The organism is Sphingobium trunci, from assembly GCF_022664535.1.
Taxonomy (GTDB): Bacteria; Pseudomonadota; Alphaproteobacteria; order Sphingomonadales; family Sphingomonadaceae; genus Sphingobium.
Map to the genome: position 1 here is coordinate 427,502 of NZ_JAKUJY010000001.1, position 18,887 is coordinate 446,388.

Sequence of the window (18,887 nt, forward strand, 5' to 3'; positions counted from 1 at the left end):
GGAGGGGTTCGGGAAGGCGCGCGCCGCACAGCGCTCAATCCGGCATCGCCGCCCTCAGCCGATCCAGTTCCGCCCGATCCACTCCTGCATCCGGCGCCTCCTCGCCCCTGGCGGCGCGCAACACGCCCTCCAGTTCCGCGGGCGTCGAGCGCCAGAATTCATCCGGCCGCCATCCGAGCAGCCACCCCGCGACCCCCGCCAGCCGCGCCGCCGTCCTGAAAAAGCTCATCGTCCCGCCAATATCTGTTTGAGTATTCCGCGCAGCACAGGCGACAGTTTCGCGAGGCCCGCCGCCACGATCGCCTCGCCCAGGGCGTCCCGCGTCAGCCCGCCGGGCGGATCGGCCAGGCAGTGCCAGAACAGCCCGGCCATCTCGGAAAGCGACAGCTTCCCTTCCGCCGCCCGGTCCACCAGCGCAAAGAGCGGCCCAAGTTCCGCTTCCGCCGCCACCAGCGCGGCAAAGCTCGGCCGCAGGGTGAATGTCTCGCCCCCCAGTTCCAGCGCGGCTTCGCCCCTCGCGCCGTTGGGCGCGCTGCTGGCCCCGCTCATAGCGACACCACCGGGCCGGAACTTTCCAGGCTCAACGCATAGTTGCGCTCGCCATTATAGTCCCCGGCATAGTCCAGCCGCGTCACCAGAAAGCGGCCGCGCATCCGCTCGCCGCTTTCGAAGCTCAGTTCATAATGCTCGATCGTCCCGGCCAGCGCGTGGTTGCGCAGCCGCACCTCCGCCGCCGAGCCGGTAAAGATGCCCGCCGCCGACACGCTGACCGACCGCACGCCCGCGCCCGACAACAATTCGCGCCAGCCGCCCGAATCCTTGCTAGTGACGTTCACCGCCTCGCCATTGACCGACAGTTGCGTCGTGCGCATCCCCGCGACGGTCGCATAGGCCACCGGCGACCCGCCATCGCCTATTTTCAATAGAAACGCGCTTCCTTTTTCCACGCCCATGGAGCATTCTCCTCTAAGATGAACCGTGCAAGAATCGGGATTTGGAGAGGCAGAAGATGCTCGTTGCAGCCCCCCTCATGATGTTGATGCTGGCCGCGGCCCCGCAAGGCGGCGATGCCGTCGGCGCCGGCCGCAAGGCCTATTCGGATTGCCTGGAAAAACAGATCCAGCCCGCGCTGGACAAGAAAATGCCGCTCAGCGACTTTCAGGCCTCGCTGAAGACGCAATGCGGCGACAAGGAAGCCGCTTTCCGGACCGCCATCGTCGCGGACGACAAGTCGAGCGGCATGTCCGAAAAGGACGCCCAATCGGACGCCGACGACCAGATCAGCGAATATAGGGACAAGGTCATCGGCGAGTTCGAGGATTATTCGAAGAGCTGACAGGCTGTTTGGGAATGCGCGGAAGAGCGCATTTCCAAACCGACCCTGCCCCGGTCCTGATCCCTAGGCGGACGGCTCGCGCACCACGCGCAGCCGATAGTCGGCCAGAGCCTGCCATCTGTCGCGCGCGCCCGTCCGCGACAGACGCGACCGCAACAGCCGCGCGCTGACGACGCGCCAGCCCTCTCCCCCCTCCAGGGCCGACAGCACGGCATCGACCCGCGTCAGCAGCGCCGCCAGCCGGGCGGGCTTCTCACCCACATCGAACAGGCTGACCGTCAGGGTCAGTTCCCGGCCCTCCACCTCCTTCGCGCCCCAGTCGGCCGCAAGGGATTCGCCCACGACGCCATAGGGCGCGCTAGCCCGTCCCGCCGCCCCGTCGAACAGCCCGTTCAGCCCCGCCATCAACAGGGCATCGCCGCGCAGGGCCTCGACCACCGCGCCGCGTACCGCCACTTCCGCGCTCATCGCCATCCCCTTCCCGCTTCCCGCAACCGCAGATCCGCCATCCAGCGCCGGAACAGCCCCACGCCCGACAAGCGCACGGCCTCGCCTTCCACCCGCGCGTCCCCGGCTCCGGCGGCCAGCACCGCCTCGGCGATCGCCCGCCGCCGCCGCTCCATCCGCGCTTCGACCAGCGCCGCCAGCGCCGCCTTCATGCCAGCCGCATCCGCTTGAAGGGCCGCCACAGCGCGCTCACCACGGCGGGCGGGGTCGCCACCTCGCCGTCGCGCGCCACGAAATGCTCGGCCGCCAGCCGGACGATCCCCTGCCGGATCGCGTCGGGCACGCCATCCATGTCCGCCGCCATGCCCGCCTGGTAGCGAACCGTGACCTGGCCCGGCCCATCCACCAGCCGCGCCCGCACCCAGCCGTCGCCCGAAGCGTCGATGTCGATCGCGCAGGCGCCGGGCGCCAGGGCCACCCCTTCCACCTCGACGGCGGAAATCGCCAGCACCGGCCGCGCCGCCAGCCTTTGCCAGTTCCCATCCGCCACGATCGTTTCGGCAGCCTCGCGGACCACCAGCCACTGGCCGATAAACTGCTCGCAAAGCCCGGTCGCGCTGGCGATCAGCCGCTCCAGAACGCCATCCTCATCATCCGACCCGATCCGCAACCAGGCCTTGAGATCCGCCAGCATGGCCCCTCCCCAAAAAAAGGGGACGCCCAAGGGACGCCCCCAGGAAATCCTTCCCCCCTTGCGGGAGAAGGACATGCAGCCTGACCGGCCATGCCGGTCAGGCGAAGTTGGATGAGGGCGACCCGTCAGGACGTCGCGAACTTCATCAGCTTGATCGCCTCGCTATTGGCCACCGCACCCCCGATCCGCTTCACTGCATAGAAATGCACGAACGGCTTGTTGCTGAACGGATCGCGCAGGATGCTGGTCTCGCTGCGTTCGGAGATGACATAGCCCGCCTGGAAATTGCCGAACGCGATCGACAGCGACCCGGCGGCGATATCCGGCATGTCCTCGGCCTCGACGACCGGATAGCCCAGCAGCGTCGCCGGCTGCCCCGCCACCAGCGAAGGCTGCCAGAGAAATTGCCCGTCCCCGGTCTTCATCTTGCGGATCACGGCCAGGGTCGCCGAGTTCATGACGAAACAGGCCCCCTGGCGATAGGGCGCCCTCAGGCTCTGCACCAGATCGACCAGCTTGTCCTGGCCGGACGCCGCAAAGGCACCCGAAGCGCCCGAAGCGACATATTGCAGCGAACCGAAGGCCCGCACGCCGTCCGCCTCACTGGTCGCCGCATAGGTCAGGAAACCCTTGGGCTTGTTGGTCCCATTGCCGTTGACGAAGGCCGCGCCCTCCGCCGCCGCGAACTCGCGGGCAATCTCCCCGGCCAGCCAGCTTTCGACATCGAACTGCGCATCGTCCAGCATCGCCTGCGACGCCGCCGGATTGGCGTAAAGCTCGCCCGAAGGCGGCACGATCTCGTTGAAGACGGGCGTCGCCGTCTCCGTCCGGGCGCCCGTCTCGCTGGCCCAGCCCGAAACGATGCCGCCCGACGTCACCAGCTTGCGATAACCCGCGGAGCCAGTGCGCACGACGTTGGCGATGGACCGGATGGGCGAAATGCCCTTCAGCGTCGCATCGATGATCTGGTCGATCTCGCGCGGCACCGCATAGCCGCCCGCCGCTCCCGAGGCCCCGGAAAAGCTCTTCAGCTCCACCCCGGCCTCCAGCCCCTGCCGCACATAGCGCTCGACGAAGGCGCTGCGCCGCGGATCGACCGCCCCGCCCTTCACCCCGTCCAGCACCGGCCTCTGCTGCATCAGCAACGCCCCCTTCAGCGCCGCGACCTCATCCTCCAGCCCGGCGATGCGCTCACCCTGCACCACCGCGTCAAAGCTTGCTTCCAACTGGTCCGTCATAGCCACTCCCACAAAAAGGGCGGCCCCAAAGGACCGCCCGAAAACCCTTCCGAAAAAGGCAAAGCCCTACTCTTCCACCGCAATCACCCGCGCCAGATCCTGCATCGGGTGCGTCACGACACTCACTTCCACCACCTCCAGATCAAGCAACTCCCTCGGCCCCGCCCCCCGCGCCTCCCGCACCCGATAGCCAAAGGACAGCCCGTCCACCGCCCGCTCGCGCAGCGCCCGCACGGCCTCCCGCCCCACCGCCGTCCGCCCGGACACCCGCCCGATCACGCGCAGCCCGCGTGCATCCTCCTCGACCTTCTCGACCGTCCCGATCGCCTCCCCCGGCCGATGCTGCCACAGCAATGGCAAGCCCGCCCCCACCCCGGCAAAGGCCCCCGCCCGCACCACGTCACCGCCCCGATCCACCCGGTCGAACACCGCCGCATAGCCAGCGAAGCGCAAGTCTCCGCTCACGCCCGCACCAGCCCAAGCAGCCCCAGCTTCACCGCCATCCCCAGCAACAACAGCGCCATCACGATCCGCGCGGCCCAGCCCGCCACGGCCCCCCGCGCCGCCTTCTTCGCGTCCCGCCAGGCGCCCAGCAGCTCGCGCAATTCCCGCACGTCGCCCTCGGCCCCACGATCGGCCAGCCCCAGCCGCTCCAGCGCCCGCCCGGCCCCCAGCTCGCTCGCCTCCTCGATCAGCGCCCGGATCATGACGATATCCATCTCCGCCGGCTGCGCCCCGGCCTGCGCCACCAGCCGCGCCAGCATCTCCCCATCATATTTCATGGCCCGGCCTCCCGTTTTTCGGGCCGATCCCCAGCATCGCCCGCTTTTCCCCGGCGGACAGGAAATCCGCCGCCGCCACCCGCTCCCACAGCGCGCTGCGCTCCTCGGACAGCGCGGGCACCGCATCCATATCCACGCTCAGGCACAGCCCCGGCCACCATCCCCGCAGCCCCTGCGCCAGCCCCCCGCAAATCTTCCCCAGCAACGGCAGGACCGTCTGCCGCCACAGCGCCCGGTTGGCCTCGCGATAATTGGCATAGGCATTGTCGCCGGGCAGCCCCATCAGCATCGGCGGCACGCCAAAGGCCAGCGCGATCTCCCGCGCCGCCGCCGCCTTCAGCCCCACGAAATCCATTTCGGCCGGCGTCAGGCTCATCGCCTTCCAGTCCAGCCCGCCCTCCAGCAGCATTGGCCGCCCGGCATTGGCCGCGCCGGAAAAGGCGACCTCCATCTCGCGCTTCACCCGCTCGAACTGATCGGGCGACATCACCGATCCGTCGCCCGGATCATAGACCATCGCGCCGGAGGGCCGCGCCGCATTGTCCAGCAGAGCCTTGTTCCACACCGTCGCCGCATTGTGGATCGCCACCGCGCCCGCCGCCGCGCCGACACAGCCCATGCCATAATGATCGTCCAGCGGATGCAGCGCCTTGAGATGGATGATGCTCGCCCGCCCCGCTCCGTCTTCGGGCGACAGCCGCGTCACGCTCTCCCCCACGCGATAGAGATAGGCGGCGGGCCAGCCGCGCGCGTCCGCCTCCACGCTCACCCGCTCGGGCCGCAGCGCATAGAGTTCCACCGGCAGGCCATCGGCCCCCACCAGCACCTGCACATAGCCATTGCCGTGCAGCAGCAAATGGCTCGCCAGCATCTCGACCAGCCCCTGCCCGGCCGAACAATGCGCCACCAGCGCCGACGCCCGCGCCCGCACATCCTCGCCCACGCCCGACACGGCCAGCGCCGTCCCGCCGGCGCCCTCCGACACCAGCCGCAAGGCCCGCTGCGCCACCGGATTGCCCATGACCCCGGCGCGCAGTTGCGCCTCATAGGATGCGGGCCATTCCCCCAGCGCCACCCCGCCCGAACCCCAGGCACGCGCCAACACCGGCCGCGCCGTCTGGCGCGCCGCCTTCGTCCCGAATAATTTCATGAAAACCCCGCCCAAACGAAAAATCCTCTCCCTGAGGGGGGAGAGGATAGTGAAGCTCGGCAGCTTGCTGCCCAGCAAAAGCGGGAGAGGGGGCAGCCCTCTCCCCATAACGCAAAATCTTCCGTTTTCCGCAGTTAGCGATCCGTCAACCGCATCGGCCGACTTCGGAACTCCTCAGGGATTGCGCTCCAGCACCCGGTCGCAGGCCTCGCCGCCCGCCTGGCCCCGGCCGATCAGATTGCCCGCGACCGCCCCCGCCGCACCGGCCAGCAGCGTCTCGCCCACGCTCCCGCCAGCGATCACGCCCGCCCCGGCACCACCCGCCGCGCCGATCACCGTGCCCTTGCGCGCATCCTTCTTCCGCTTGAGCAGGCAATAGCGCACGTCATCGCGATCCCGCGGCGCCGCCCGCGCCACCCGCGCCCGGTCCTTGGCGGACAATGTCGTGGCCGCGGCCGCAGGCTCGACCATCAGGGTCAGCACCGCCAGACCCGCCGCCAGTTTCGCCATCTTCATCGGAAAATCTCCTGTCATAACCATTGCGAAACCAACGCCGCAGGCCCCATCCGGTTCCTCGTTACGCTTCCGTTCAAAGGCCGCGCACCCGCGCCTCGCCCTGCCTGCCCAGCATCAATTCGGTCAAGGCCCATACCGGCGCATCGGCGCGATCGGGCGAGCGCCCCGGCCCGGCATAGCCGCCGCCCAGCACCATCCCGCACATCTGGTCCTCCAGCGCGGGAAATGCCCCGCGATGCACCACGCGCCCCGCCTCATAAAGCGCCGCCACCGGCTCCGCCCGCGCCACCTTGCCCCGGCTGGCGTGGACCAGCCGCACCGGCAGCCCGGCCTCCGCCGCGCGCAACACGCTCTCGACCATGGCGCCGCCATTATTGGCCTCGGCCACCACCCGGTCGGCGCCATGCACCAGCGCCGCCGCCGCCACCGCCCGCGCCCAGCCTTCGGGCGTCATCCCCTCGACCGACGCATCGGCAATGACATAGGCCCGGCCATCGCCGCCCAGCCCGGCGACCAGTATCCCGCAGGCATCGCCCTGCGCGGAGGCAGGCGGATCGACCGCGACCACGACCCGCGCCAGCGCCCCCCGCACATGCGGCACCCGGCACCGCTCCAGCAGGTCGCGGCTCCACAGGGCGCCGTCGATCTCCTCGATCAGCTCGCCCTCCAGTTCCTGCCGCCCCAGCCGCGTTCCGCCATAGCTGCGCTCCATCGCCGCGATGAAACCGTCGGCCAGATGCGCCGCATTGTCCGCCGTCCGCCCCCGCGTCACCACCACATCGCCGCGCTCCACCAGGGCGCGCACCAGCGGCACCGGCCGGGGCGTGGTCGTCGCCAGCACGCGCGGCGCCGCGCCCAGCCGCATCCCCATCATGAGGTTGTCCCACGCCGCCTCGCCGCCCGCCCATTTGGCGATCTCGTCGGCCCAGCCATGGCTGAATTGCGGCCCCCGCAGGGATTCGGGTTCCGCCGCGCCGAACAGGGTGGCCACCGCCCCGTTCCGCCAGACCAGCTTGCGCAGGGCAGGCGAAAAGGCCGGCCGGTTCCACCAGGGCGCGATGGACAGCAGCCCCGATGCTCCCTCCACCATCACCGACCGCGCCTCCCCCAGCGTCGCCCCGACCAGCGCGATCCGGGCCGAAGGATCGCTCTCCGCAACGGCGCGCACCCATTCCGCACCCGCCCGCGTCTTGCCGAACCCGCGCCCCGCCATCATCAGCTAGACGCGCCACTTCCCATCCGGCGGCCGTTGTTCCGGCCGTGCCAGCCACCCCCAGTCATGCGCCAGCGCCTCGGCGGCCGCGCCGCTCAACCGGCGCAGCACCCGCTCCCGCACCGGGCCGGGCAGATTCGCCAGCCGCTCGAAATCCGACAAAGTTCCCATCCAGCCCCAATCCCCCGCACGCTTCATCCCGTTTTTGCGCGGCCCCGCTCTGGGTTATCGCACCGCCACCCCTATATGCCCTCGCATGTCCTCGATCCGTCCCGCCCGCGCCGCCGACGGCGCCCGTCTGCTCGACATCTGGCGCCGCGCCGTCGATGCGACCCATGATTTCCTCGCTCCCGAAGACCGCGCCGCCATCGACGCCGAAGTCGCGGCCTTCCTTCCCCATATGTCCGCCTGGCTCGCCACCAGTCCCGACGATATCGCCATCGGCTTCATGATCGTGGACGGCAGCCATATGCAGGCGCTGTTCATCGACCCCGACTGGCGCGGACAGGGCATCGGGCGGCGCCTGATCGACCATGCGCTCTCGCTCCACCCGACCCTGACGACCGACGTCAACGAACAAAATGGCCAGGCCATCGGCTTCTACGAAGCGATGCGCTTCGCCCGCACCGGCCGCTCCGAACAGGACGGCCAGGGCCGCCCCTATCCGCTGATCCACCTGCGCTACGCAGGCTGAAGGGCCCTGGATATCGGGTTCCCATCCCACAGGCGGGACCGGAGCAATATCCGCCCGCCCCTCGCCCCCATCACGCCCCGCTCCGCTTGCGCACCAGCTCCAGCGCGATCCGCAACCGCTCGACGGCATCCTCGCCGTCCGGCCGCTCCATCTCGTGGCGCTCCTGCGCCTCCGCCTCCTCCACATGCCTCCGGAACAAGGTGGCCTGGACCATGTGCGGATGGCCGCGCCTGATCTTCCGGCTCTTCACCACGCCATCCCCGTCCAGCACGATCTCCTCCTCCTCCGTGCCGAACAGCGCCTGCCGCAGCATCAGCGTCTTCAGCTCCTCATGCCCGATGTTCAGCGCCTGCTTCCAGGCGCGCGCAAAGGCCGGGTCGCGCTGCTTCAGATAATAGACGGTCGACAGGTTCCGCCCGATCGTCCGCGCCGCCTCGCTGACGTTGCAGGTGATGGCCAGCGTCTCCAGGAATTTCCGCCGCAACTGCGGCGTCCAGCCATCCTTGCGCGCGGCCCGCATCTGCGGCGCCGTTCCGGCGAAACCCTGCTGGCCATTTTCCAGGACCAATATGCGATCGGGCGCCTGCGCCCGGCCGCCGAAACGGCTTTTGCCGCCATCCTTCATTCCATCCGCCATGCCTGCTCCCCCGCGCCCAACGCAAAAGGGCCGGCCCATCAGGACCAGCCCTTGTCGCGCCGTCTTGGCGACTCACATTTTTCCACTATCGCCATCTCTGCCAGAACAGCGTGACGATGTCAAGAAAAATGTTCCATATGGGTTAAATCATGCCGCCGCCATCCGTTCGATCGCCTTCGCCTCGGCGGCCAGGGCAGCGGCAAAGCTGGGCCGCTCGCGCATCTGCTGCAACCAGGTCCGCACCCTGGGCCACCGCCCCTCCTTCAGCACATCGCTGCAATAGCAGATGTTGATGAGGGGACAGGCCACCGCGATATCCGCCAGCGTGAAGCGATCCTCCACCAGAAAGCCGCTCTGCGGAAGGATCTTCTCCAGATAGTCGTAGATGCCCGGCAGCCTCTCCGTCTCCGCCGCATCCGCCGCCTTCAGGTCCTGCGGTATCCCCAGCAGGCGCGCGACCATGCGGTTGAAGAAGATCGGCATGCCCGTCGCCTGCACGATCGTATCGCCGAATTCCTCATACCATATCGTCCGCGCCCGCGCCTTCGCCTCGGTCGGGATCAGATTGGGTTCCGGATAAAGCGTATCCAGATAGGTTATGATGGCAGTGGAATCGCTGATCAGGAAATCGCCGTCCTGAAAACCCGGTATCTTGCCGAAGGGCGATGCCTGCGCGAATTCCTCGCCGCCCTGGCCGAAGCCGCCCGGCTTCACTTCCGGTTCGATCCCCTTTTCGGCGGCAAACACCAGAACCTTGCGCACGAAGGGCGAAGGACGCGCTCCATAGACGATCATGTTTCACTCTCCCAATAGGACGGCCCAGAGATCAGGCGACGATCATGGCGTTCCGGTAGCAAAATGCAACCAGACTCAATGCCCCGATTCATTCGAACCCGCCGGGGCGCGGGTATAATCGATCCTGATCCGCACCCAGCTCCCCACCATGGTCTTGCCGTTGACGCGGGGCGGCAGCACCAGGAACTGCCACGCCGCCAGGCGCACGGCCTTGGCGAAGCCCGATCCCATCGGCGATTCCCCCAGCGCCTGGCAATTTTCGACATGATAATGGTCGACCGTCTGGCACGCGACCAGGCCCCAGCCGCTGGACGGCGCGTTGGACGGCAGATAGCCCGCCAGTTCCGCATGGGTCGGCCGCCGGTACCATTCCGCCTCGAACAGTTGCACCCCGCCCGGCCCTTCGCCCGGCCCGGATACCGCCGCGCTGTTGCCCTGCCCGGCGGCGCCTTCGCTGGCCCCCTTCTTCTCCATCTTGCTGATGTCGGCGGAGGCCATCTGCTGGCTGTCCAGCACCAGGAAGGGCAAGGGCGAAGGCAGCTGTTCGGCGGGCTTCACGACCGGTTTGGCGGGCTTCGGAACGGGTTGGACCTGCTTGCGCGCCGGGCGCTGCTGCTCCTTCTTCTCGCTCTTCTCCGCCTTGCTCTGCGCCTTTTCCGCCTTCGGGGCGGGGGCCATTTCGAAGGTCACGGGATTGCGGAAATCGGGCAGGCGGACGATCGGCTTGGGCGCCAGCGTCAACAGGGCCAGCAGCAACAGACCGTTGAACAGCAGGGCGAACAGCAGCCCGCCACCGCGCTCACGCCATCGGGAAGAGGATGGAAGGGTCAATGTCACTCAAGGGGCGTCGGGGGAAGAAGTCGCATGGGTCATGCCCAGACGTCGCCACCCCGTCAACGCCGTAGCTTCAGCAAATATCTTCTTCGCGCACGACCGGACGGCTCTCGCGAGTCGCCCGCATCCGGCTGGTCTCGTCCTGCGGATCGCCCGCGACCACGACATAATCCTCATGCACCTCCACCAGCACGCCGGCAAAGGGCATCCCCTCCAGACTGCCGGTCACGCGATAGCTGACCGAATCCCCGACCTTGAAGGTCGCCGGATCGGTGTTGAACTCAAACGGGCAGGCGCCCTCTCCCATTCCGAACATGGCTTCAACTCCTGTCGCAAAACTCTATCGCCGATCATAACGTGCAATCAACCGGGCTGTCACTTCCATCACGGGCAAGTTAAGACGCCCGCCATGCCCATCCGCTTCGCCACCCCGCAAGACCTCCCCCGCCTCCATCCGGTCATCGAGCGCGCCTATCGCGGCGAAACCGCGCGGAAAAGCTGGGCCATCGAGGCACCACCCCCCTCCAGCCCCCGCACCAGCATCCCCGCCCTGGAAGCGATCCTCGCCACGCCCACCGAACGGCTGCTGGTGGCGACGATGGAGGACGGCACCCCCATCGGCTGCGTCCAGATCAGCGATCGCGGCGAGGGCCGCTCCTATCTCGGCCTGCTATGCATCGATCCCGACCGCCAGTCAGCGGGGCTGGGCAGTCAGTTGGTCGCGGCGGCGGAACATCATGCCGCAATCCTGTTCGGCGCCCGGCTCATGGAAATGACCGTGATCGACAGCCATTCCAAACTTATTCAATATTATCAACGACTTGGCTATCACCTCACAGGCGAACGCCAACCCTATCCGGTCCCACTCGACCCACCCTATGCCATGCTCGTCCTGGCAAAAGCGCTGGCGGCCTGAAATCAGTTCGGCTACGGCCTCAACCCGATGCTCACCAAGCTCTACCAATGGACTCTGGCGAAAGCCGCCCACGCCCACGCCGAACGCTGGCTGTTCCTGATTTCCTTTCTGGAATCCAGCTTCTTCCCGATCCCGCCCCACCCGCTGCTGGGCCTGATGTGCCTCGCCCGCCCGGAACGTGCCATCCGCTTCGGCCTGATCTGCACCATCGCTTCGGTCATGGGCGGCCTGCTGGGCTATGCCATCGGCCATTTCGTCTATGAAGCCGTCGGCCAGCAGATACTGAACGCACTCGGCCTGACCGCCAAATTCCCCATCGCCGCCTGCTATCTGCGCGACTACGGGGCAGAGATCATCCTGATCAAGGGCGCAACACCCATCCCCTTCAAGCTGATCACCATCACCGCGGGCTTCATCGGCCTCTCCCTCTTCACCTTTCTCTGGGCGAGCCTCCTGTCGCGCGCCTTCCAGTTCATGCTGGTCGGCTTTTTGTTCTGGAAGTTCGGCCGCCCTATCAAGGCCTTCATAGAGAAATATCTGGGCCTGCTGTCGGCCGCATTCCTGGTCCTGGTTGTGGGCGGTTTCATCGCGGCCTCCGCCCTGTCGGGGGGTGGCCAGAAAAGCGACAAGTGCAGCCATGCCACCATGGCCAGCCTGCGCTGATTCGCAGCCCATGAAGAATATTCCGGCCCGCTTCCCGAAGCTCACCGCCCTGCTTGCCGGATTCGCCGCAGCAACCGGCTTCGAACCGCTCAAAATGTGGCCCGTCACCCTGGCCTGCTTCGCGCTGCTGATCCTGCTGATCGAACGCGCGCCCGACCGCCGCGGCGCTTTCCTGCGCGGCTGGCTGTTCGGCGTCGGCCATTTCACCCTGGGTCTCAACTGGATTGCCCACGCCTTCACCTTCCAGGATACGATGCCGCACTGGTTCGGCTATGGCGCGGTGGTCCTGCTGTCGCTCTATCTAGCAGTATATCCGGGCCTTGCGACGCTTGTGGCATGGTGGCTCCCTCGAAAGCTGGGCGGGCACATCGCTGCGGCCACCTTCATCCTGTTCTTCGCCGCAAGCTGGCTCGCGACCGAATATCTCCGCGCCACCGCCTTTACCGGCTTTGCATGGAACCCGCTGGGCGTGACCCTGCTACCGACCGGCATCGCAATCGCGGCCACCCTGATCGGCACCTATGGCCTTGGCGCGCTCGCCATTCTCGGCGCCGGCGCGATCCTCCTCGCCCTCCGCCGCCAGTTCCGTCCAGCAGCCGCCATCGCTGCCCCCTTGAGCGCCCTCGCGCTTTGGGGCTTCCTCTCCCCCGCCCCCCCGCCCCCCGCAGGCGCGCCCCGAATCCGCGTGGTCCAGCCCAATATCGGCCAGGACGAAAAATATTCGCCCGAACTCGAACAGGCGCATTTCCAGACTCTCGCCACCCTCTCCGGAAATCCACGCCCGGCTCCACGCCTGATCTTCTGGCCCGAAGCAGCGATTCCCGCCTATCTCGATCTGGAACCGGAATGGCGCGCCCGCCTGGCAGCGCTGCTCGGCCCCGGCGACCTGATCATGACCGGCGCCACCAAAGTCTATTTCAAACAGATCGCCAGGAACGGCGTGGTTGAAAACACCCTGGCAGGCGCGAACAACAGCCTGTTCATCGTCGATCCCAGGGCCCGCTTGCTCGGCCGCTACGACAAATCGCACCTCGTTCCCTATGGCGAATATCTGCCGATGCGCCAGATTCTCCAGCCCATTGGCCTCTCCCGCCTTGTTCCCGGTGACATCGATTATTGGCCCGGCCCCGGCCCGCAAAGCCTGACCCTTCCCGCCACGCTCGGCCGGCCCTCGCTCAAGATGGGCGTCCAAATCTGCTACGAGATCATCTTCTCAGGCCACGTCGTCGACGAAGCCAATCGTCCAGACTTCCTCTTCAACCCCTCCAACGACGCCTGGTTTGGAAGCTGGGGACCGGTCCAGCACCTGGCCCAGGCCCGTCTCCGCGCGCTGGAAGAAGGGCTGCCCATCATCCGTTCCACTCCCACCGGAGTCTCCGCGGTGGTCGATGCCCGCGGCCATATCCTCCACAGCATCGGACATCAGCGCGCCGGTTTCCTCGACACGGTCCTGCCCTCGCCGCTGCCACCGACGCTTTTTTCCCGCCTCGGCAATGGGGCGCCATTCGGCTTCATGATCGCGCTCCTCGCCCTTGCGCTGATTTCGCAGGCCATTGCCACCCGCAAAACGACCCGCTAATAGGCACATAAACTTTTCTTTATATCGCTCGCCACTCGAGCGTGGTAACGGGAGTCCCATGCGCAACAACTATCTCTTCACCTCGGAATCCGTTTCCGAAGGCCATCCCGACAAAGTCGCGGACCAGATTTCCGACGCCATCGTCGACCTGTTCCTGTCGAAAGACCCCGAAGCCCGTATTGCCTGCGAAACGTTGACGACGACCCAACTGGTCGTGCTGGCGGGCGAGATCCGCTGCAAGGGCGTCTATGAAAATGGCGAGTGGGCGCCCGGCGCACAGGAGGAGATTGAGCGCACCGTCCGCGAGACGGTGAAGCGGATCGGCTATGAGCAGGACGGCTTCCATTGGGAGACGTTCCGTTTCGAAAATAACCTTCACGCCCAGTCCGCACATATTGCGCAAGGCGTCGATGCCGCCGGCAACAAGGATGAAGGTGCTGGCGACCAGGGCATCATGTTCGGTTTCGCCTGCGACGAAACGCCGGACCTCATGCCCGCCACGCTGGACTATAGCCACAAGATCCTCGCCAGGATGGCTGCCGACCGCCACAGCGGCCGCGCGCCCTTCCTGGAGCCTGACGCGAAGAGCCAGGTCACGCTGCGCTTCGAAAACGGCAAACCTGCCGCCGCCACTGCCATCGTCGTATCGACCCAGCATGCACCGGGCTATGATGAAGGCGCGAAGGACGCGGAACTCAAGGCCTATGTGAAGGGCGTCGTCGCGGAAGTGCTGCCCAGCGCTCTCCTTTCGGACGAGACCGTCTATCATATCAATCCGACCGGCAGCTTTGAAATCGGCGGCCCGGACGGCGACGCCGGCCTGACCGGCCGCAAGATCATTGTCGACACCTATGGCGGCGCCTCGCCTCACGGCGGTGGCGCGTTCAGCGGCAAGGACCCGACCAAGGTCGACCGTTCGGCCGCCTATATCACTCGTTATCTGGCAAAGAATATCGTCGCCGCCGGCCTCGCCCGTCGTTGCACGATCCAGCTTGCTTATGCCATCGGGGTGTCCGAACCGCTCTCGCTCTATGTCGATACTCACGGCACAGGCACGGTGGGCGACGACCAGATCGAAAAGGCGATACTGTCGATCAAGGAACTGGGTGGTCTCACTCCGCGCGGTATCCGTACGCATCTTGGCCTCAATAAGCCGATATACCAGCCGTCAGCGGCTTATGGTCATTTCGGTCGCAAGCCGGAGGGTGACTTTTTCCCTTGGGAGCGCACCGATCTGGTGGACAAGTTGAAGGCAGTCCTTTAATCTAGATCAAGATAACTGATATTTCAGGGGGTTGCGAGGGAACTCGCAGCCTCCTTTTTGCTGATTTTAGTGCATCGTTAACCAAAATGCGCTTAGCGCCAAACCATAAGGAGTTCATGGTTTGGCATCTTCGCTTTCTGACGGCACGGGCGGTGCAGAAGCCGCATGGATGGCGCTCAACCGCAGCCAGGCAGTGATTGAGTTCGCGCTTGACGGGACAATCCTCACAGCCAACGCCAATTTTCTTCATCTGATGGGCTATCGGCTGGAAGAAATTGCTGGCCAGCATCATCGCATCTTCTGCACCCCGGATCACATCCAATCCGCGGAATATGCCGCTTTATGGCAAAAGCTTGGCACGGGTGCATTCGACGCGGGCACCTATAACCGGCTGACTCGGGACGGGCGCGAAGTCTGGCTGCAAGCGACCTATAATCCGGTGTTCGAACCAGACGGTACAGCCCGGAAAGTGGTGAAGATCGCCACTGACGTCACCCGTCAGGTCCGTGAGGAACGTGAGGCGCACCATCGTCTGGCCGACAGCCATCGTCTGCAACAGGCTCTGGAGCGCCAGAAAAATGCGTTGGAAAAGACGATGGACCAGTTGGCTGAGATCGTTTCCACGATCCGGAGTATCGCCTCGCAGACCAATATGCTGGCTCTTAATGCAACGATAGAGGCGGCCCGGGCTGGCGATGCGGGACGCGGCTTCGCCGTCGTCGCGGGTGAGGTTAAAAAACTCGCCGACGACACCCGTGTCGCCACCGAACGCGCGGCCGCGATGATGCAGCAGGAAGCGATCAGCATGAACGCCCGGCAGCAGCAGGTTTGACCGCACACCGGCGCGGAGCATGGCGGTATCATGACGAAAAGTTCATTAGCCTGCTGCCAGTAAAACCCTCATAAGCAGGGCGTCGGGTCCGCACCCCTGTCGGACCCGGCAACTCCCTCTTTTCCAAGGGACCAAGCGATGACAAGGATGCTGACTTCCGCCTTCCTCGGCCTCGCTCTGATGGCCGGCACCGCAGCCCCCGCGCTTGCCGCGCCTTGCAAGGACGCAAAGGGAAAGTTCATCAAATGCCCACCCAAGCCGGTTGCCAAAAAAGCACCGTGCAAGGACGCAAAGGGTCGTTTCGCCAAGTGCAAATGACCTGATGAGCCAGTCTTCCGCATGAGACCGGTTCCCCTCATGCGGCGCCTTTTCATCTCTCCTACGGAAACAAGCCGGTCGTCTCCCACAGACGTCAGGCTCAGCCTCCTGTCCCCGGCAACTTTCTCCTCAACACCGGGGACAGGAGGCGCCCCCTTCAGATAGCGGGTTGCCGCGACAACGGACGACAGCTATCGGCGCGGCCATGACAGCGCATAAATCCGGCGATCCCACGACACTCAACCGCCTTTATGGCCGCCAGTCCGGACCCAGACTCCGCAAGGGACAGCAGGAACTGGTCGATACCTTGCTGCCGGCCCTGTCGGTCCCGGAGGAAGGCGAGGTCACTGCTGCCGGTCTGTTCGGTTATGACCATCCGTTGCATTTTGAAATCGGTTTTGGCGGCGGCGAGCATCTGGCCTATCGGGCGGATCTGTTGCCCGATCATGGTTTCATCGGCTGCGAACCCTTCCTGAACGGGGTGGTGCAGGCGCTGGGCCATGTGCGGGATCAGGCGCTGGGCAATGTGCGCCTTCACATGGGCGACGCCCTCTCGGTCCTCAGCCGCATTCCGGACGGCGCGCTCAGCTTCGTCTATCTGCTCCATCCCGACCCCTGGCCCAAGGCGCGCCACGCCAAGCGCCGCATGATGAATCCCGGCCCGGTGGCGATGATCGCAAGGAAGCTGAAGCCCGGCGGCGAATTTCGGTTCGGCACGGATCACCCCGTCTATCTGCGCTGGGCGCTGATGGTGATGAACGGCCACCCCGATTTCGAATGGCTGGCGAGTGAGCCGAAGGATTTTCAGACGCGTCCCGGCGGCTGGCCGAAAACGCGCTATGAGGCGAAGGCGCGGCGCCTGGGCCATGAAGTCTGGTATTTCCGATACCGGCGGATTTAGACCAATGGCTTGGCTGAATGAATGACTGTTTTTCAGGTGGTTAGTCCGAAATGTGCCGCCGCCTGCCGCCGCCGATTTCCGTTCCGGTGATTGCTGGGTGATTACTTTTCTGGTACATGAGGTTCGTCATGGCCACTGGAAAAGTCACCAAGCGAACCCTTGACGCTCTTCAGGCGAACGCCGTCGCCGGCTTCCTTTGGGATGACGAACTGAAGGGGTTCGGACTCAAGATTACCGCGGGCGGTTCTGCCTCCTATGTCGTCCAGTATCGGATGGGTGGCCGCGAGGCGAAGACGCGTCGCTACACCATCGGCGGTCATGGGTCGCCATGGACGCCCTTCACCGCTCGCGAGGAGGCGACGAGACTCCTCCGCCTCGTTGCCCAAGGGATCGACCCGGTCGAATCGGACAAGCTGCGACGGCGCGAGGCTGTCGACCTTGCCTTTTCCAACTATGCCGATCGCTTTGCGGCGGATTGCAAAGGGCAAGGTTGGTCGACACTCGTAACGCGCTCACTTCGGCGACACGTCAAACCCGTCTTGCGGGACAAGGCGCTTCCCGCAATCACGCGCATTGATGTGGTGGCCGTGTTCGATAGCATGCCGGCAGCTCAGGCCGCCAATCGGCGGAACGTGTTCGCAGTGCTGAGGCGCCTATTTCGATGGGCGGTGAGCCGCGGCGACATCGACAGAAGCCCAATGGAAGGCATGGAAACGCCGAAAGCCGTTAAACCTCGCGAGCGCTGGCTAAGCGACAGCGAGTTGGCGAAGGTCTGGATTCATGCCCCGGAATGCCATCGGTGCTTTGGGTCGATCGTGCGGCTCCTCATTGCTACCGGCCAGCGTCGTGAAGAGATCGGCGGGCTTCACTGGCAGGAGTTGGATCGCGCTGAACGTGAGATGCGGCTGTCGGGCGATCGGACGAAGAACGGCGAACCGACCACCATTCCGCTCAATGACCTCGCGGTGTCCGAACTCGACAAAGTGGCGGGGAGCGAAAAGTGGCCGATTCGTGGAAGGGTGTTTCCAACTGCGACCGGTGCCGCGTTCACGGCTTATCACAAGGGCAAGACGAAGCTCGATAAGCTGATTTCAAAGGACAAAGGCAGTTCGATTGCCAAGGACGACGACAGTTCCATGCCGCCTTGGCGTCTTCACGACCTCAGGCGCACACTGGCAACCGGCTTTCAAAGGCTTGGAGTCCGGTTTGAGGTGACCGAAGCGGTTCTAAACCATGTCGGTGGTTCGCGATCTGGAGTGGCCGGCATCTATCAACGCCACGATTGGAAACCTGAAAAGCGTGCAGCGTTATCGGCCTGGAACGATCACCTATCCAGCGCCATCGAATCGGCGAGAAAATAGCCGCATAGCGCTCGGTGCCGATGCATCAGACCGTAATGGGCAAACCTCTTTCCTTTCGCCTGCGAATGAGGCATCGATTCCATCGGCTTCCGGGCCCCGGAGGTTGGACCGCGCGAGAACATGTAGGGCATCGACCCTGGCTCATGTCCTGCGGCCAGCCTTCGTTTCGTCTACCAAACATTAACGCTCTTGCTGGATTTGGGCCCGGCCCCATGGGTGCGGAAGCTCGGACACCGGGTAATCCACTGAGGCGATCCGCGACCTCGTCAAGTTCGTGGTGCCGGGCTTCCGCTTTTTTGCCGGAGATAGTTTTGCAAGTTGAGAATTTTTGGGTCGGTCTCGATGTTGGGGCCGACGAACTGGTCGCGTGCATGGTCGATGCTGAAGGTCGTGTACGAGTTGAGGAAGCTATGCCAACCTGCCCATCGCGGGTTTCGGCTTTCATGGAAGCCCATGCCGGCGACAAGGTGCGCATCGGCCTCGAAGCAGGGTCCTCATGTCTGCCCCTGACCCGTAAACTACGCCAGGCCGGCTACAAGGTGCACGTTTTCGACACGAGGCAGGCCAGTAAATTCCTGTCTATCCGCCAGAATAAGACGGACGCCAACGACGCACGGGGTATCGCCGACATTGTTCGGATAGGGCGAGGTGTCGTCGCTGAAGTCTACGTAAAAAGCGTAGAATGCCAGCAACTGCGTTCGAAGCTTGCCATTCGAC

25 protein-coding genes and 1 pseudogene are annotated in these 18,887 nt (G+C 65.4%); 10 read left to right on the forward strand and 16 right to left on the reverse strand.

All coding sequences use genetic code 11. The annotated features are described in order from the left end of the window. Positions 1-34 precede the first annotated feature (34 nt). Genes MJ601_RS01965 through MJ601_RS01975 form a run of 3 tightly spaced genes read right to left on the reverse strand, consistent with a single transcriptional unit; the run spans position 35 to position 953 of the window. The gene (locus tag MJ601_RS01965; RefSeq protein ID WP_242122881.1) at positions 35-229 is read right to left on the reverse strand and encodes a phage tail assembly chaperone; all 195 of its coding nucleotides are present in this window, start codon (positions 227-229) and stop codon (positions 35-37) included. Beyond that, a complete protein-coding gene (locus tag MJ601_RS01970) occupies positions 226-549 on the reverse strand; it encodes a gene transfer agent family protein (protein WP_242122882.1) in 324 nt (107 codons plus the stop codon). The genes MJ601_RS01965 and MJ601_RS01970 overlap by 4 nt, the downstream gene beginning before the upstream one ends. Continuing rightward, entirely contained in the window at positions 546-953 is a 408-nt protein-coding gene (locus tag MJ601_RS01975; protein ID WP_242122883.1) for a phage tail tube protein, read from the reverse strand. The genes MJ601_RS01970 and MJ601_RS01975 overlap by 4 nt, the downstream gene beginning before the upstream one ends. Positions 954-1,009: 56 nt before the next feature. Here MJ601_RS01975 and MJ601_RS01980 point away from each other — a divergent pair, with 56 nt between their 5' ends. After that, on the forward strand, positions 1,010-1,336 hold the full coding sequence (locus tag MJ601_RS01980; protein WP_242122884.1) for a hypothetical protein: 327 nt from the start codon (positions 1,010-1,012) through the stop codon (positions 1,334-1,336). Between the two features lie 63 nt (positions 1,337-1,399). Here MJ601_RS01980 and gp17 read toward each other — a convergent pair whose 3' ends face one another. The 9 genes and pseudogenes from gp17 to MJ601_RS02025 all read right to left on the reverse strand — a co-directional run bounded on the left by gp17 (position 1,400) and on the right by MJ601_RS02025 (position 7,547). Then, the gene (gp17, locus tag MJ601_RS01985) at positions 1,400-1,804 is read right to left on the reverse strand and encodes a tail completion protein gp17 (protein WP_242122885.1); all 405 of its coding nucleotides are present in this window, start codon (positions 1,802-1,804) and stop codon (positions 1,400-1,402) included. Further along, positions 1,801-1,995 (reverse strand): hypothetical protein, encoded by a 195-nt coding sequence (locus tag MJ601_RS01990; protein WP_242122886.1) that lies wholly within the window; start codon positions 1,993-1,995, stop codon positions 1,801-1,803. The genes gp17 and MJ601_RS01990 overlap by 4 nt, the downstream gene beginning before the upstream one ends. Next, a complete protein-coding gene (locus tag MJ601_RS01995) occupies positions 1,992-2,477 on the reverse strand; it encodes a head-tail connector protein (RefSeq protein ID WP_242122887.1) in 486 nt (161 codons plus the stop codon). The genes MJ601_RS01990 and MJ601_RS01995 overlap by 4 nt, the downstream gene beginning before the upstream one ends. Positions 2,478-2,602: 125 nt before the next feature. Continuing rightward, positions 2,603-3,715, reverse strand: coding sequence for a phage major capsid protein (locus MJ601_RS02000; RefSeq protein ID WP_242122888.1), 1,113 nt, complete (start codon positions 3,713-3,715; stop codon positions 2,603-2,605). 66 nt (positions 3,716-3,781) lie between these two features. Continuing rightward, on the reverse strand, positions 3,782-4,180 hold the full coding sequence (locus tag MJ601_RS02005) for an HK97 family phage prohead protease (RefSeq protein ID WP_242122889.1): 399 nt from the start codon (positions 4,178-4,180) through the stop codon (positions 3,782-3,784). Beyond that, the gene (locus MJ601_RS02010) at positions 4,177-4,497 is read right to left on the reverse strand and encodes a DUF6127 family protein (RefSeq protein ID WP_242122890.1); all 321 of its coding nucleotides are present in this window, start codon (positions 4,495-4,497) and stop codon (positions 4,177-4,179) included. The genes MJ601_RS02005 and MJ601_RS02010 overlap by 4 nt, the downstream gene beginning before the upstream one ends. Further along, positions 4,487-5,647, reverse strand: a complete 1,161-nt coding sequence (locus MJ601_RS02015) for a phage portal protein (protein ID WP_242122891.1) — start codon at positions 5,645-5,647, stop codon at positions 4,487-4,489. The genes MJ601_RS02010 and MJ601_RS02015 overlap by 11 nt, the downstream gene beginning before the upstream one ends. Before the next feature lie 174 nt (positions 5,648-5,821). After that, entirely contained in the window at positions 5,822-6,163 is a 342-nt protein-coding gene (locus tag MJ601_RS02020; RefSeq protein ID WP_242122892.1) for a hypothetical protein, read from the reverse strand. Positions 6,164-6,236: 73 nt separating this feature from the next. Continuing rightward, positions 6,237-7,547: pseudogene (locus tag MJ601_RS02025) on the reverse strand (DNA-packaging protein). 85 nt (positions 7,548-7,632) lie between these two features. Here MJ601_RS02025 and MJ601_RS02030 point away from each other — a divergent pair. After that, the gene (locus MJ601_RS02030) at positions 7,633-8,070 is read left to right on the forward strand and encodes an acetyltransferase (protein ID WP_242122893.1); all 438 of its coding nucleotides are present in this window, start codon (positions 7,633-7,635) and stop codon (positions 8,068-8,070) included. Between the two features lie 70 nt (positions 8,071-8,140). Here the strand turns inward: MJ601_RS02030 and MJ601_RS02035 are convergent, their stop codons facing one another. From MJ601_RS02035 to MJ601_RS02050, 4 genes are all read right to left on the reverse strand, one after another. Then, positions 8,141-8,707 carry a hypothetical protein gene (locus tag MJ601_RS02035; protein WP_242122894.1) on the reverse strand — a complete coding sequence of 189 codons (567 nt, stop codon included), beginning with the start codon at positions 8,705-8,707 and terminating at the stop codon, positions 8,141-8,143. A gap of 147 nt (positions 8,708-8,854) precedes the next feature. Next, positions 8,855-9,502, reverse strand: coding sequence for a glutathione S-transferase family protein (locus MJ601_RS02040; RefSeq protein WP_242122895.1), 648 nt, complete (start codon positions 9,500-9,502; stop codon positions 8,855-8,857). Between the two features lie 75 nt (positions 9,503-9,577). Beyond that, positions 9,578-10,339 (reverse strand): hypothetical protein, encoded by a 762-nt coding sequence (locus tag MJ601_RS02045; protein ID WP_242122896.1) that lies wholly within the window; start codon positions 10,337-10,339, stop codon positions 9,578-9,580. Between the two features lie 70 nt (positions 10,340-10,409). Then, the gene (locus tag MJ601_RS02050; protein ID WP_242122897.1) at positions 10,410-10,652 is read right to left on the reverse strand and encodes a reeler domain-containing protein; all 243 of its coding nucleotides are present in this window, start codon (positions 10,650-10,652) and stop codon (positions 10,410-10,412) included. A 93-nt stretch (positions 10,653-10,745) separates the two neighbouring features. On the opposite strand from MJ601_RS02050, the gene MJ601_RS02055 reads away from it, so the two are divergent. The 8 genes from MJ601_RS02055 to MJ601_RS02090 form a co-directional block, all read left to right on the forward strand. Next, positions 10,746-11,252 (forward strand): GNAT family N-acetyltransferase, encoded by a 507-nt coding sequence (locus tag MJ601_RS02055; protein ID WP_242122898.1) that lies wholly within the window; start codon positions 10,746-10,748, stop codon positions 11,250-11,252. 27 nt (positions 11,253-11,279) lie between these two features. Continuing rightward, entirely contained in the window at positions 11,280-11,915 is a 636-nt protein-coding gene (locus tag MJ601_RS02060) for a YqaA family protein (RefSeq protein ID WP_242122899.1), read from the forward strand. Between the two features lie 10 nt (positions 11,916-11,925). Beyond that, positions 11,926-13,494, forward strand: coding sequence for an apolipoprotein N-acyltransferase (gene lnt / locus MJ601_RS02065; RefSeq protein ID WP_242122900.1), 1,569 nt, complete (start codon positions 11,926-11,928; stop codon positions 13,492-13,494). 58 nt (positions 13,495-13,552) lie between these two features. Further along, positions 13,553-14,758: a methionine adenosyltransferase gene (gene metK / locus MJ601_RS02070; protein WP_242122901.1), complete on the forward strand. Its 1,206-nt coding sequence runs from the start codon at positions 13,553-13,555 to the stop codon at positions 14,756-14,758. A gap of 121 nt (positions 14,759-14,879) precedes the next feature. Continuing rightward, positions 14,880-15,590, forward strand: a complete 711-nt coding sequence (locus tag MJ601_RS02075) for a methyl-accepting chemotaxis protein (protein WP_242122902.1) — start codon at positions 14,880-14,882, stop codon at positions 15,588-15,590. A 523-nt stretch (positions 15,591-16,113) separates the two neighbouring features. After that, positions 16,114-16,809, forward strand: coding sequence for a tRNA (guanine(46)-N(7))-methyltransferase TrmB (trmB, locus tag MJ601_RS02080; RefSeq protein WP_242122903.1), 696 nt, complete (start codon positions 16,114-16,116; stop codon positions 16,807-16,809). A 128-nt stretch (positions 16,810-16,937) separates the two neighbouring features. Beyond that, complete coding sequence (locus MJ601_RS02085) at positions 16,938-18,170, forward strand: tyrosine-type recombinase/integrase (protein WP_242122904.1); 1,233 nt, start codon at positions 16,938-16,940, stop codon at positions 18,168-18,170. 311 nt (positions 18,171-18,481) lie between these two features. Beyond that, positions 18,482-18,887: IS110 family transposase (locus MJ601_RS02090; RefSeq protein WP_242122905.1), on the forward strand; the 406-nt coding region annotated here is incomplete at its 3' end.

What these genes read in the sequence shown, in the direction of transcription:
- MJ601_RS01965 (WP_242122881.1), bottom strand. Translation starts at nt 229, where the DNA reads ATGAGCTTTTTCAGGACGGCGGCGCGGCTGGCGGGGGTCGCGGGGTGG.
- MJ601_RS02085 (WP_242122904.1), top strand. Translation starts at nt 16,938, where the DNA reads ATGGCCACTGGAAAAGTCACCAAGCGAACCCTTGACGCTCTTCAGGCG.
- MJ601_RS01975 (WP_242122883.1), bottom strand. Translation starts at nt 953, where the DNA reads ATGGGCGTGGAAAAAGGAAGCGCGTTTCTATTGAAAATAGGCGATGGC.
- MJ601_RS02040 (WP_242122895.1), bottom strand. Translation starts at nt 9,502, where the DNA reads ATGATCGTCTATGGAGCGCGTCCTTCGCCCTTCGTGCGCAAGGTTCTG.
- MJ601_RS02030 (WP_242122893.1), top strand. Translation starts at nt 7,633, where the DNA reads ATGTCCTCGATCCGTCCCGCCCGCGCCGCCGACGGCGCCCGTCTGCTC.
- MJ601_RS02035 (WP_242122894.1), bottom strand. Translation starts at nt 8,707, where the DNA reads ATGGCGGATGGAATGAAGGATGGCGGCAAAAGCCGTTTCGGCGGCCGG.
- MJ601_RS01990 (WP_242122886.1), bottom strand. Translation starts at nt 1,995, where the DNA reads ATGAAGGCGGCGCTGGCGGCGCTGGTCGAAGCGCGGATGGAGCGGCGG.
- MJ601_RS02020 (WP_242122892.1), bottom strand. Translation starts at nt 6,163, where the DNA reads ATGAAGATGGCGAAACTGGCGGCGGGTCTGGCGGTGCTGACCCTGATG.
- MJ601_RS01995 (WP_242122887.1), bottom strand. Translation starts at nt 2,477, where the DNA reads ATGCTGGCGGATCTCAAGGCCTGGTTGCGGATCGGGTCGGATGATGAG.
- metK (WP_242122901.1), top strand. Translation starts at nt 13,553, where the DNA reads ATGCGCAACAACTATCTCTTCACCTCGGAATCCGTTTCCGAAGGCCAT.
- MJ601_RS01970 (WP_242122882.1), bottom strand. Translation starts at nt 549, where the DNA reads ATGAGCGGGGCCAGCAGCGCGCCCAACGGCGCGAGGGGCGAAGCCGCG.
- MJ601_RS01980 (WP_242122884.1), top strand. Translation starts at nt 1,010, where the DNA reads ATGCTCGTTGCAGCCCCCCTCATGATGTTGATGCTGGCCGCGGCCCCG.
- trmB (WP_242122903.1), top strand. Translation starts at nt 16,114, where the DNA reads ATGACAGCGCATAAATCCGGCGATCCCACGACACTCAACCGCCTTTAT.
- MJ601_RS02015 (WP_242122891.1), bottom strand. Translation starts at nt 5,647, where the DNA reads ATGAAATTATTCGGGACGAAGGCGGCGCGCCAGACGGCGCGGCCGGTG.
- MJ601_RS02010 (WP_242122890.1), bottom strand. Translation starts at nt 4,497, where the DNA reads ATGAAATATGATGGGGAGATGCTGGCGCGGCTGGTGGCGCAGGCCGGG.
- MJ601_RS02060 (WP_242122899.1), top strand. Translation starts at nt 11,280, where the DNA reads ATGCTCACCAAGCTCTACCAATGGACTCTGGCGAAAGCCGCCCACGCC.
- lnt (WP_242122900.1), top strand. Translation starts at nt 11,926, where the DNA reads ATGAAGAATATTCCGGCCCGCTTCCCGAAGCTCACCGCCCTGCTTGCC.
- MJ601_RS02050 (WP_242122897.1), bottom strand. Translation starts at nt 10,652, where the DNA reads ATGTTCGGAATGGGAGAGGGCGCCTGCCCGTTTGAGTTCAACACCGAT.
- gp17 (WP_242122885.1), bottom strand. Translation starts at nt 1,804, where the DNA reads ATGAGCGCGGAAGTGGCGGTACGCGGCGCGGTGGTCGAGGCCCTGCGC.
- MJ601_RS02000 (WP_242122888.1), bottom strand. Translation starts at nt 3,715, where the DNA reads ATGACGGACCAGTTGGAAGCAAGCTTTGACGCGGTGGTGCAGGGTGAG.
- MJ601_RS02055 (WP_242122898.1), top strand. Translation starts at nt 10,746, where the DNA reads ATGCCCATCCGCTTCGCCACCCCGCAAGACCTCCCCCGCCTCCATCCG.